This window comes from Serratia sp. NFX21 (assembly GCF_048517035.1).
Lineage (GTDB): Bacteria > Pseudomonadota > Gammaproteobacteria > Enterobacterales > Enterobacteriaceae > Serratia > Serratia quinivorans.
The window spans coordinates 4,150,242-4,162,777 of record NZ_CP183196.1 but is presented as its reverse complement, the minus strand read 5'-3'; the positions used below and the strand labels follow the sequence as shown (position 1 = coordinate 4,162,777).

Below are 12,536 nucleotides of genomic sequence, written 5' to 3'. Positions count from 1 at the left end.
GCTAAAGCGATAGTCCCCCTCTCCAGAGGGAGAGGGCCGGGGTGAGGGGCTTTCGCGTAAGTATGTATCCCCTCACCCTAACCCTCTCCCAAAGGAGAGGGAACAATTTCACCTTAGCTGGCAGGCATTACGGCATGATGCCTGTCAGTCGTCGTGATCATGGTGACGATGATCACGGTCATCATGATGTTTTTTCTTCCAGTGGTGCTTTTCATGATGCTTGTAGTAGTGCTTATCGTATTTGCGATAGCGGCCTTCATGATAGTAATAATTTTTGCGCCAGTAGTCGTTGTCGCGCCAGCGATAACCGTCCCAGTTGTAGCCCCGGCGGTTGCGGTCACCCAGGTAGCGCCCCTGATGGCCCTGCCACCAGTCACGGTCACGCCAGTCATAACCGTCCCAGTAACGGCCGCGGTTGTCTTGTTCGCCGATGCGTAATGAAACGCCTGGCATCAGATCGATACTGAGGCCGTCAGCCTGGGCTTGCTGCATGGCTGGCAGTGTCGACGCCACCAACAGGGCGGCCAATAACAGAGGTTTAAACATGAATTCTCCTTTCCGCCGCAGCGGCCCGGCCCTTTTTATAAGTAATGAAGCGCGTTCATCAGTTTATAAAATGGCCTTATAGTTTTACCTGCAATAGCGGCATCTTAGCCTTTGCGGATAGGGTTGAATCTTAGAGAGAATCTGAAAAGCGATCGGAGGCGAGTGATTTAAGATTTGTCTGGCCGAAATAGGGTATCGCCGGTGGGGAAACCGGCGAGAATTGTAAGCGATTACATTAGTATTTGTTCGATCTGAGTTATTTCGTCATCGCTGAAGCTGCGATTAGCCAACATGCCGACGGCATCTTCAATCTGGCCGGTCTTGCTGGCACCGATCAGTACCGAAGTGACGCGGTCGCCACGTAATACCCAGGCCAATGCCATTTGCGACAGCTTCTGCCCGCGCTGTTGCGCCAGCGCATCGAGCCGACGCACCTTATCCAACTTATCGTCGGTGAGTTGGCCGGGTTGCAGGAATTGGCTGCTGCTGGCGGCGCGTGAATCTTGCGGGATCCCCTGCAGATAGCGATCGGTCAGCAGGCCACCGGCCAGCGGTGAGAAGGCGATGGAACCCACGCCGTGTTCTTCCAGCGTGTCCAGTAATTCTGGCTCAACCCAACGTTCGAACATTGAGTATTTCGGCTGATGGATCACGCACGGCGTGCCAAGTTTTTGCAGAATAGCAAACGCCTGGCGCGCGCGGTCGGCCGGGTAGTTGGACAGCCCGACGTACAGCGCCTTGCCCTGACGCACCAGCAAATCCAGCGTTGCCATGGTTTCTTCCAGCGGCGTATCCGGATCCGGGCGATGGTGGTAGAAGATATCCACGTACTCCAGCCCCATGCGCTGCAGGCTTTGATCCAGGCTGGCAACCAGATATTTTTTCGATCCCCAGTCGCCATAAGGGCCTGGCCACATGGTGTAACCGGCTTTTGAGGCGATGATCAGCTCATCGCGCCAGGGCTTCAGGTCCGCGCTGAGAATACGGCCGAAGTTTTCCTCGGCGGAACCGGGGGGCGGGCCATAGTTGTTGGCCAAGTCAAAATGAGTGATCCCACGGTCGAACGCGCAGTGGATCAGTTTACGCGCATTGTCATACAGCGTGGTGTCGCCAAAGTTATGCCATAGGCCGAGTGAAATGGCTGGCAGTTTCAGGCCGCTACGGCCGCAGCGGCGATATTCCATATTTTGGTAACGTGAAGAATCAGCCTGGTAGAGCATAGGAACCCTTTTCAGCAGAGGTGAAATGAATTTTAGTGTATGCGTTTTCACAAGGGTTGTCAGAGTCCCCGATCACGCTTAATCGCCATAACGGGACAAATACGGCGGGTGAGGTATTCCCCATGCCTGCCAATAGGGCGTAGATGTAACGCTGGGTTGCCAGTCGTTTTTTATACGCAAAGCTCGAAATTCATACCACATCTTCGATACTTAATACTGACAATCTCAAGTGTTGGCAGGTGATGATCATGAATACGACCTATAGAGTGGCTGATTACCTACTCGATCGTTTGGCTCAGATCGGCATCCGACATTTCTTTGGCGTGCCGGGTGACTACAACCTGCAGTTTCTCGATCATGTCATCAGTCATCCGCAAATTACCTGGGTAGGCTGCGCTAATGAACTCAATGCCGCCTATGCCGCAGATGGTTACGCACGCTGTAAACCGGCCGCCGCTTTATTGACCACCTTTGGCGTGGGTGAACTGAGCGCGCTCAACGGTATTGCCGGCAGCTACGCCGAATATCTGCCGGTGATCCACGTGGTGGGTGCGCCAACGTTACGCGCGCAGCAGGCCGGTGATTTGCTGCACCATTCGCTGGGGGACGGTGACTTTGGCCACTTTGCCCGTATGGCGAAAGAGGTAACCGTCGCGCAGGCCAGCCTAACCCCCGACAACGCCGAGGCGGAAATCGACCGCCTGCTGACCATCGCGCTGTTTGAGCACCGCCCGGTCTATATAGTGTTACCCAGTGAGGTGGCGGAAGCACCGTTGGCATCCCGGCCTGCGCCGCTGGTGTTACGGCAGGCGCATCTTTCCCAGGCGTCGCTGCAAGCTTTTATCGCCTCCGCGCGGCAAATGCTGTTACCGGCCAGGCGGGTTTCCCTCCTGGCGGATTTTTTGGCGGAACGTTTTGGGGCGGAAAAAGTGCTGGAACAGTGGATGAATGAGGTTGAGATACCGCATTCAACCATGCTGCTGGGCAAGAGTGTATTGGATGAAACCCATGCCTGTTTTACCGGCACTTACGCCGGTGCCGCCAGCGATCCACAGGTGAAGCAACTGATTGAAGGGGCCGATGTGGTGATTAACGTCGGCGTGCGCTTTACCGATACCATTACCGCCGGTTTCAGCCACCATCTGCCTGCGGAAAAATGCATTGATCTTCAGCCGTTTGAAGCACGGGTAGGGCAACAGGTATTTAGCCACATCCCGCTGCGTGATGCGGTAATAGCACTGCACCAGTTGACGCTATCGTTGGCAAAACAATGGCCAGTACCGGCCATTAAACGCCCGACGTTGCCCGATCCGAACGGCAGCGGCCTGGATCAGCACGGCTTTTGGCAACAGATACAGGACTTTCTGCGCCCGGGCGATATTTTGATCGCCGAACAGGGCACCGCCTGCTTTGGTGCTGCGGCTCTTGGCCTGCCGCAAGGCTGCCGGTTTATAGTCCAGTCGCTGTGGGGTTCTATCGGTTACACCCTGCCGGCGGCGTTCGGTGCACAAACGGCGGAGCCGGATCGGCGGGTGGTATTGTTGATCGGCGATGGTTCGGCTCAGCTCACGGCGCAGGAACTGGGTTCGATGCTGCGTGATGGACAAAAGCCGGTGATCTTCCTGCTCAATAATGAGGGGTATACCGTTGAACGTGCCATTCACGGCCCGCAACAGCGTTACAACGACATCGCCCAGTGGAACTGGACGCAGTTACCGCAGGCGCTGGCGGGCGAGCATCAGGTGAAAACGCTGCGGGTCGCCGATCCGCAGCAGTTGCGCCAGGCGCTGAAAGAAGTTGGCGACAGCCCACAACTGGCCTTTGTGGAAGTGATGCTGCCGAAGATGGATATTCCCGAACTGCTCGATAGCGTTTCACGCGCCATTCACTCGCGTAACGCGGCCGCCTGATCCGCCGCGTTCTCCAGCAAGCGTTCCAGCAACCAATACCCCGCCGGCCCCGGCGGGGTCAGTTTCGACCATACCGCATCCACTGAAATCAGCTTCGGCCAGCCGCGGGGTTTGAGCTCGGTCAACTTGTCATGGCCGTATTGTTTTACCAACCAGTTCGGCAGTACGGCCCAGCCAAACCCTTGTTCCGCCATTTCCAGCAATAGCAGGTAGCTGGGAGCTGACCACACCAGACCGCCGGAGCGGGCGGCTTCAGCGCCGCTATAGGTATTGAGGATGAGTTGGCGCGTGCTGGACAGTTGTTCGGGCGTGGGGGAGGCCGTTTGCGCCAGCGGGTGCGAGTGGGTGACGAACAGCCCCATTTCCGTTTGTTCCGGCAGCCGCGCAAACCCGATGTCCGGCGGGTAACTGGCCTGAACCTCCACCATGCCGAGATGCGCGCGGCCGCTTTGCAACAGGTCAAGCACGTCGCCGTCTTCGGCGATCATCCACTCCAGTTCGATATCCTGATAGCGCTGTTCGAAAAGTTGCATCAGTCGATCATGGTGTTTCGGCTGATAGGTATCGGAGAACACCAGGCTGAGGCGCGGCTCGATATTGTCCGCCAGCCGAATGCTTAGTGCGTCCAGCCGTTCGCTGGCGGCAAGGATCTCCTGCACATGGCCCAGCACCTTATGGCCGGCGGCGGTCAACACCGGCTGGCGCGCCTGGCGATCGAACAGGAGCAGCCCGAGATCGGCCTCCAGGTTGGCGATCGCCGTACTGATGGTGGACTGGCTTTTGCGCAATTTGCGTGCGGCGGCAGAGAACGAGCCGAGGGCGGCGGCTTCAACAAACGCCTGCAGGGCTTCGGGTGAATAGCGCATGATGTATCTACTTTATCGATGGAACCTATTTTTAATCTACCCAAAAAATCGATGATAATCACCTGACTTTAGCAATAACAGTAAAAAAACAGGTGATGTATGCAACTGCAAAACAAGTCTTTCATTGAACGTATCGTCCACGCCGTCGGTTTTGAAGCCATCGCAGTGATGATCTGCGCCCCGCTGGGCGCGTGGTTGCTAAACCGTTCGATGGTACAGGTCGGTGCGTTGGCGGTGATGTTGTCCACCGTCGCCATGGTATGGAACATGGTTTATAACACCGTTTTTGACCGCCTGTGGCCAGTGGGCCGCGTGGTGCGTAATCTTAAGGTACGGGTGTTTCATGCCCTGGGTTTTGAGGCCGGGTTTGTGTTGATCGGCGTACCGATTGCCGCCTGGATGCTGAGCATCTCTTTTGTGCAGGCGTTTATGCTGGAACTTGGTTTCTTCCTGTTCTTCCTGCCGTACACCATGTTCTATAACTGGGCGTACGATACCCTGCGTCAGCGCTGGTTCGAGGCGCGCCAGCCGGTCAATTCCTCGGCTAAATAAGGCGTCGTCATCACTGCGATTCTCAGGTAATGTCGGATCATTGCAGCAATGACGGAGGAGCAAACGATGAAAGTGTTGGGCCTGCTGGGCGGCATGAGTTGGGAATCAACCATACCTTATTACCGCATGATCAATGAACAGGTGAAAGAGCGCCTCGGTGGCCTGCATTCGGCGAAAATTGTGCTCTACAGCGTCGATTTTCACGAGGTTGAACGCCTGCAGCATCAGGGCGACTGGGACGGCGCGGGGCGTTTATTGGCTGCCGCTGCGGCCTCGCTGCGTGCCGCCGGTGCGCAGGCCATCGTCATTTGTACCAACACCATGCACAAGGTGGCGGATGCGGTTGAACAGGCCAGCGGCTTGCCGTTGATTCATATCGCCGACGCCACGGCATTGCAGGTGCGCCAACAGGACATTCGCCGCGTCGGGCTACTCGGCACGCGTTTTACCATGGAGCAGGAGTTTTACCGTGGACGCTTGCAGGAAAAATACGGCATCGAAGTGGTGACCCCGGTGGCGGCCGATCGCGACATTGTGCACCGTATCATTTATGAAGAGCTGTGCCTGGGGAAAATCCGTGATGCGTCGCGCGATGAGTACCGCCGCATTATCGGCGACCTGGAACAGCAGGGGGCGCAAGGCATCATTTTTGGCTGCACCGAGATTGGCCTGCTGGTCAGCGCGCAGGATGCGTCAGTGCCGGTCTTCGACACCACCGCCATCCATGCGCGCGCCGCAGCGGAATTCGCGCTCGCTTAATCGTCCTGCGCAGAGTGGCGCTTGCCCACCAGCATCAGCGGTTTGCCCGCCAGCACCAGCCAGGCGGGCAACATCACCACACAGAGTATGGGCAACAGGTGCAGTTCCGGCACCACGGCAACGGCCATAAACAGGCTGAGCCAGCCGTCACGCGTGACCACCAATACCAACCCCATAATGGCGCAGGAAACGGTAATCGCCGCCGGTACCGCCGGAACATGCTGATGCAGCATCAGGCCCAGCGCTACCCCGACAAACACCGCCGGGAAGATACGTCCACCACGAAAGCCGCTGGCGGCAGCAATCACCAGAGCCGCCAATTTGCTCAGTGTAATCAGCAGTAGCTCCGTGACAGAATAATTCTCTCCGATCGCCAGCCGCTTCATTTCATCGAGCCCTTTAAACAGGGTGATGTCGCCACCGATTAACGCCAGCAACCCAAGCACAAAACCGCCCAATCCCAGCATCAGCACCGGATTTTTTATCGAGTGGAACAGACGGTGGGCGTGTGGGAAGCTCCATAGCGCCACCATGCCCAGTGCGATGGCGATCAGGGCGACGATGGAACCACTGAAAATATCCGTCAGTCGGGTGACGGTGTAGGGATCAAGCTGCAGGGCAAAGTTCGGCGTGAAAAATAACTGTGTAGTGACCGCACCGGCCGCTGCCGCCATTAACGGGGCAAATAGCCGATCCCACAGCGGCACGTCATTATTGCCTGCCAGCGTTTGCGAAAAAATCAGCGCAGCGGCAACCGGGGTACCGAACAGTGCGCCGATGGTGCCGGCCGCGGCCAGAATAATCCAGTCCATGCGGGGGACTTTCGGTAGCAGGCGCGAACCTATTGCCACCACCAGCGCAATATTGATGGCGGTGATCGGGTTTTCCGGCCCCAGACTGACGCCACCCACCAGGCCAACGATCAGTGCCAGCGTAAGACCGGGCAGCGCCGAAAGCGGCAGCGGCATCCCGATCAAAGATTCAGTGGCCGGATCAGGCCCTGCATGGCCAGGCATATAGCGGATTATCAGCCCAACGGCGACGCCGGTCAGCGTCAGAATGCCGATCAGCCACCAGGGCGAATGAGTATCGATATTCATAGCCGCAGGAATATTCACCCACAGCAACCGCTGCAGCGCATCGGCGAACTTCATCACCAGAATGAGCACCAGGCTTGAGGCCGAACCGATAACGAGAGCGGGCAGAGCGAAAGCCAACATGGCATTGGCGCGCGGGTGCAGCATGCAGGGATCCCTTTTCAATGGCGCTGGATGGCAGGCCGAACGGGTGATGGTTATGGCCACAGCTTGCCAGACAATCGGCACTCTGGCACGCAATGTTATTTCCGGCCGGGCGTGAAGGCCGCGGCCGGTTAATAGTGCCTTTCTGTCATGACGGTTAACAGCGACTATGGCGCGTTTTTTGCCGCAATTTGTTTCAGATGGGGCTGAAAAGGGTTGGCTGAAACGTTTTTTGTGATCCGGATCGCTAATGGATGGCCGCGCAGCGGATGGTGATTGTTGTTTTTGCAGCGGGATTTTACAGTGTGGGCAGCTTTCTATTATTCATTTCGCGGAGAAGATACTGATGACTTATGCCCTCGTAGGTGATGTAGGCGGCACCAATGCCCGCCTGGCGTTGTGCACTGTGGCGACGGGTGAAATTACCCAGGCGAAAACCTATTCCGGCCTGGAGTTTGACAGCCTGGAGGCGGTAATCCGCCAATACTTAAAAGATCAGGATATCCAGGTACAGGACGCCTGTATTGCCATTGCCTGTCCGGTCACTGAAGACTGGGTGGCGATGACCAATCATACCTGGGCGTTTTCGATTAAACAGATGAAGGCCAGTCTGGGGCTGAGCCATCTGGAAGTGATCAACGACTTTACCGCCGTTTCGATGGCGATCCCGATGCTGTCGCCAGAGGATGTATTGCAGTTCGGCGGTGGTAGCGCGCAGAAAGACAAACCTATTGCGGTGTATGGTGCCGGGACGGGTTTGGGGGTGGCACATCTGGTGCACGTTAATCGTCGCTGGGTGAGCCTGCCGGGCGAGGGTGGCCACGTTGATTTCGCACCGAACAGTGAAGAGGAAGATATCATTCTGGAGGTGTTACGCGCTGAAGTGGGCCATGTGTCTGCCGAGCGAGTGCTGTCCGGGCCGGGGCTGGTCAATCTTTACCGCGCTATCGTCAAGTCCGATAACCGCCTGCCGGAAAAGCTGGAGCCGAAGGACATTACCGAGCGCGCACTGGCTGACAGTTGTATCGACTGTCGCCGCGCCCTGTCGCTGTTCTGCGTTATTTTGGGGCGTTTCGGCGGCAATCTGGCGCTGAACCTCGGCACCTTTGGCGGCGTTTACATTGCCGGTGGCATCGTGCCGCGCTTTATGGAGTTCTTCAAAGCCTCCGGTTTCCGTGCGGCGTTCGAGGATAAGGGGCGTTTCAAGGATTACGTGCACGACATTCCGGTCTTTATGATCACCCATGGACAACCCGGTTTGCTGGGTGCCGGCGCTCACCTGCGCCAGACGCTGGGTATGCATCTGTAATAATCGCAGCAATTAAAAAAGGGGCGCAACCGTTAAGTTGCGCCCCTTTTATCGTTTTAGGCGTTAGGCTTTTGCCAGCTGCGCCTGTGAGAAGTGTTCTTCTTCCTGCGCGACCGCTTTCGGTGCCTTGATGAACAGGGTGATTATCAGAGAAGCCACTGACAGCACGCCAATCACGATGAAGGTCGCATGGAAACCGCCGAAGTATTTGGCGACAAACGAACCGGCCAGTGCGCCCAGACCGAAGCCCTGATAGATAATGCCGTAGTTTTTGCTGTGGTTTTTCAGGCCGAAGAAGTCACCGACAATCGCTGGGAATACGGTGATGTTGCCACCGAAGCAGAAGGCGACGGCACCGACGCAGATGAAGAACAGGGTGTGGTTCAGCGTCAGGAAGCTCAGCGCCACAATCGCCAGAACGGTGACCAGCATGGTAAAGCTGATGACGCGCATGCGGCCCACTTTATCGGACAGCGTACCCAGAATAATACGGCCTGCGGTGTTAAAGATGGCGACGGCGGAAACGGTGTTGGCGGCGGTAGCCAGGTCCATCCCAGCCAGTTGTACGCCCATGTCTTTCACGATACCAATCAGATACAGACCACTCATACAAGCCGCGAAGAAGATGATGAACAGCAGGTAAGCTTCTTTGGTCGCCAGCATTTGGCGGACGCTGAAGTCATTGCCCAGGCCGTTGGTCCCTTGCTGTGCAGACTGGCTCACCAGTACCGGCTCTTTCAACAGCAGGGAGCCCAGAACAATCAGCGCCATCACAATGGCACCCCAGTAGAAGAAGGCAGAGGACACACCAACGTCGGCAATCAACGCGGCGTTAACGTATTTGAACAGCAGGCTACCGCTACCGAAAGCCCCCACCGAAATACCGGAGATCAGCCCTTTGTTGGCCGGGAACCATTTAATCAGGTTGGACAGGGTAGAGATATAAGCGATACCTACCGCGAAACCGACCACCACCCCGGCCAGCAGATAAACCATATTCAGTGAGCTGACGTAGGCGCTGGCAATCAGACCCAGACCCACCAGGATGCCAGAGCACAGGGTCAGGTTACGGATCCCGAAGCGTTCCTGCAGTTTGCCGGCAAATAAAGTGGCGAAGGCCAGGAAGAAGCTGGTGATGGAGAAGGTGGTGGCGACGTCAGCGAGGCCCCAGTGGAACTTGTCGACCAACGGCTGGTTGAACAGACTCCAGGTATAGATAGTACCGAGACCCATCTGGCAGATGATGGTACCCAGAACGATTAAGCTGCGATTTGCCGGTTTGGTGTTCATGGCCGGGCTCCTTCCTGTGTGTGCATTGCCGGGCGTTAGCCGTTGGCTGAAATTTGCGGGCGCTGTCTTGAACCCCGCGGTATGGGCATATTATATGGCTGGTAGTACCAGCCGGCGGCGGATCGGGAATGAGTTGCACAAGGGAAGGAATGAAATGCATCTACCGCGGCATGAGTTGCCGTTTTAAGGCTTAAAAGGGGATGAAATGCAGCGGGTGGCGCGTGATCTAAATCAAGAATGTTAGCGATATATCGCCGATCACCCGCAGGCGATCGCGATAATCACGGTCATTATTGGACGGTAGCCGCTGGTAACGGCCGGCGATTATAAACGCATCAGTTTGCGAAACTCTTTCACCTTGCTGCGGCTGACCGGCACTTCAAAATCCAGATCGCTCAACCGCAGAATATAAGTGTTGTTGAACCAGGGCACGATCTCGCGGATTTTAGACAGATTGACGCAGTAGGAACGGTGGCAGCGGAAGAAATGCTCTTCAGGCAGGCGCCCGTAAAACTCGGTCAGGTTCATCGGCATCACAAACTCTTCACGCCGGGTATAAACCCGCGTCACTTTCTCATCGGCGGCGGCATAGTAAATGTCGTTGATGTCGGTAACGATAATGCGCTCGTCTTTGATCAGGTTAATGCTGTGGCTGCTGCGATTCGGTGCGCTGGCCTGCTCCGGTAAAGTGGCGGGGCGGCTATGCAGCGCTTCCAGCTTCTGCAGCATGGTGACGATACGCGCTTCGTGATAGGGCTTGAGGATATAGTCAAAGGCCTCGATTTCGAATGCTTCCACCGCATGCTCTTTATAGGCGGTGATAAACACAATAGAAGGACGGTGTGCGAATTTGCTGATGTTCTGCGCCAGCAGTACCCCGTCCAGCGACGGGATATTGATATCGAGAAAAATGGCGTCAACCTGATGGGTCTGCAGGTATTTCAGCACGTCCAGCCCGTCCTCGAAGGTGGCTTCGATAACGATATTGCTGTGTTTTTTAATCAGGTAACTGAGTTCTTCCTGCGCGAGGAACTCGTCTTCAACGATGATGGCTTTCATGAGAGCTCCCCGGCCGGCAGTATATTGTTCTCTACCGGCAGTTTGCCGCCATTTTTGCTGATGTAAAAGGCAATTTCGGTGCCGGGTTCCAGGCGACGGATGCGAAGCCCTTCGCCGTACAGCAGGGACACCCGGTGATGCACGTTCAGCAGACCGATGTTGTGCCCTGGCATCTCGTTGCGGGCCACCCGTTCGATGACCAGTGGGTCGATGCCGTGGCCGGTATCTTTGACTGAAATCTTGACCCGGTCACCCTGATCTTTCACCGCAATCACCACCACGCCTTTGCCTTTACAGGGTTGGATACCGTGCACGATGGCGTTTTCCACCAGTGGCTGGATCAGCAGGCTGGGGATGCGTACCGAAATATCGTCATCGATGTCATAAATCACCGTCAGTTTGGCGCCGAAGCGCGCCTGTTCGATGGCAATATAATCCTGGATTTGGTGCAACTCTTTGCGGATGTCGATTAACTCGTCATTCAGCTCCAGGTTATAGCGCAGGTAGCGTGACAGGTTGATAATCAGTTGGCGCGCGGTGTCCGGATTGGTGCGGATCGAGGACGAAATGGCGTTAAGCGCGTTGAAAAGGAAGTGCGGGTTGATCTTGCTTTGCAGGGCGCGCATTTCCGCTTTGTCCGCCATCTGGCGCAGATGCTCAATACGCGAGACTTCCATTTGGGTGGAGATAATCTGCGACAGGCCGACCGCCATCACTTTCAGCGTATTGGTGATCTGATGGGCGTGGCAGTAGTAAATTTTCAGCGCGCCGGTCACTTCGCCTTTCTCCCACAGCGGGATCACCAATTGCGAGTGGATCTGCGGCGTGGCCGGGTTTTCCAGATTATTTTTGATAATGATCTTGCCGTGCCGGATGCTTTCACGGGTCACGCGACTCAGGCCTTCACGGCCAATCGGGTAGGCTTCTTCCCCCACCCCGACATAGGCCAGCACCTGATGGGTATCGGTGATGGCAACCGCGTCGGCCTGAATGTCGTGGCGAATGATGTCGCAGATGGTGGCCAGCGTTTCACTGTTGATATTGCGAAAATACGGCAGCGTTTTGCGGGCAATATCCAGCGCCAGCTTGGCCTGGCGGGCAGCGATCACTTCTTTTTCGTCTTCCACGCTCTGCACCAGCAGCACGATCAGGCCAATGCACACCGTGCCGAGGATCATCGGCAGGGCAATTTTGGAGACGATATCCAGCCCCAGTTCGGTCGGCCTGGCCCACAGTACGATCAGCAGCATGGTCAGGCATTCACACAGCATGCCGCCGATGATCCCGGCGCGCCAGCGCTGTTCTTTCTTCACCTTCAGGTTGATATACCCGGCACCGATCCCGGCAATGATACTGGTGATCAGGCAGGGAACCGAGGTAATGCCATCGATATCTATCAGGTAGCGATGCACCCCGGCAATGATGCCGGTAATGATCCCCACCCAGGGGCCGAACAGAATGCCGCCGGCCATGATGGCGATCACCCGTACGTTGACCAGCGAACCTTCAACGTTAACACCGGAATAGGTGCTGAACAGGGCAAACAGCGAGAAGATGGCGGTGACCATGGCCAACTCCAGCGGCGTATGGTCCTCTTTTTGCAGCAACTGGCGGAACAACCGGGTGCGAGTGAGGAAAAACAGGCAGATCAACATCAACGCGGCGCGATCAAATACCGCTAACAGCATTTCAAAAAAGGGGTGCACGGCGGGCTCTCGCTGCGGCGGAAAGATACCGGGAGTATATCACAGCGAATTGACCCCGTGACGGCCGGGCGGCGCGCC

General features: G+C 56.4%; 11 protein-coding genes. 4 read left to right on the top strand and 7 right to left on the bottom strand.

Features of this window, described 5'->3' with window-relative positions:
* Positions 1-144: 144 nt before the first annotated feature.
* Together ACNT1W_RS19480 and mgrA are read right to left on the bottom strand one after the other, a co-directional pair.
* Entirely contained in the window at positions 145-546 is a 402-nt protein-coding gene (locus tag ACNT1W_RS19480) for a DUF2502 domain-containing protein (protein WP_012146127.1), read from the bottom strand.
* Between the two features lie 230 nt (positions 547-776).
* The gene (mgrA, locus tag ACNT1W_RS19475; RefSeq protein ID WP_012146126.1) at positions 777-1,766 is read right to left on the bottom strand and encodes an L-glyceraldehyde 3-phosphate reductase; all 990 of its coding nucleotides are present in this window, start codon (positions 1,764-1,766) and stop codon (positions 777-779) included.
* 248 nt (positions 1,767-2,014) lie between these two features.
* On the opposite strand from mgrA, the gene ACNT1W_RS19470 reads away from it, so the two are divergent.
* Positions 2,015-3,676: an alpha-keto acid decarboxylase family protein gene (locus ACNT1W_RS19470; RefSeq protein ID WP_419246033.1), complete on the top strand. Its 1,662-nt coding sequence runs from the start codon at positions 2,015-2,017 to the stop codon at positions 3,674-3,676.
* Here the strand turns inward: ACNT1W_RS19470 and ACNT1W_RS19465 are convergent.
* Complete coding sequence (locus ACNT1W_RS19465; protein ID WP_012146124.1) at positions 3,652-4,542, bottom strand: LysR family transcriptional regulator; 891 nt, start codon at positions 4,540-4,542, stop codon at positions 3,652-3,654. The two genes, ACNT1W_RS19470 and ACNT1W_RS19465, sit on opposite strands and share 25 nt — an antisense overlap.
* 99 nt (positions 4,543-4,641) lie before the next feature.
* On the opposite strand from ACNT1W_RS19465, the gene ACNT1W_RS19460 reads away from it, so the two are divergent.
* Positions 4,642-5,094, top strand: coding sequence for a multidrug/biocide efflux PACE transporter (locus ACNT1W_RS19460; protein WP_012146123.1), 453 nt, complete (start codon positions 4,642-4,644; stop codon positions 5,092-5,094).
* Between the two features lie 66 nt (positions 5,095-5,160).
* Entirely contained in the window at positions 5,161-5,853 is a 693-nt protein-coding gene (locus ACNT1W_RS19455) for an aspartate/glutamate racemase family protein (protein WP_017893559.1), read from the top strand.
* Here the strand turns inward: ACNT1W_RS19455 and ACNT1W_RS19450 are convergent.
* On the bottom strand, positions 5,850-7,097 hold the full coding sequence (locus ACNT1W_RS19450) for an ion channel protein (RefSeq protein ID WP_012146121.1): 1,248 nt from the start codon (positions 7,095-7,097) through the stop codon (positions 5,850-5,852). The two genes, ACNT1W_RS19455 and ACNT1W_RS19450, sit on opposite strands and share 4 nt — an antisense overlap.
* Positions 7,098-7,437: 340 nt before the next feature.
* On the opposite strand from ACNT1W_RS19450, the gene glk reads away from it, so the two are divergent.
* On the top strand, positions 7,438-8,403 hold the full coding sequence (gene glk / locus ACNT1W_RS19445) for a glucokinase (protein WP_112363913.1): 966 nt from the start codon (positions 7,438-7,440) through the stop codon (positions 8,401-8,403).
* Positions 8,404-8,466: 63 nt separating this feature from the next.
* Here glk and ACNT1W_RS19440 read toward each other — a convergent pair whose 3' ends face one another.
* From ACNT1W_RS19440 to ACNT1W_RS19430, 3 genes are all read right to left on the bottom strand, one after another.
* Positions 8,467-9,693 carry an OFA family MFS transporter gene (locus ACNT1W_RS19440; protein ID WP_017893556.1) on the bottom strand — a complete coding sequence of 409 codons (1,227 nt, stop codon included), beginning with the start codon at positions 9,691-9,693 and terminating at the stop codon, positions 8,467-8,469.
* Positions 9,694-10,017: 324 nt separating this feature from the next.
* A complete protein-coding gene (locus tag ACNT1W_RS19435) occupies positions 10,018-10,752 on the bottom strand; it encodes a LytR/AlgR family response regulator transcription factor (RefSeq protein WP_261131571.1) in 735 nt (244 codons plus the stop codon).
* Entirely contained in the window at positions 10,749-12,440 is a 1,692-nt protein-coding gene (locus ACNT1W_RS19430) for a LytS/YhcK type 5TM receptor domain-containing protein (protein WP_419246881.1), read from the bottom strand. The genes ACNT1W_RS19435 and ACNT1W_RS19430 overlap by 4 nt, the downstream gene beginning before the upstream one ends.
* Positions 12,441-12,536 lie beyond the last annotated feature (96 nt).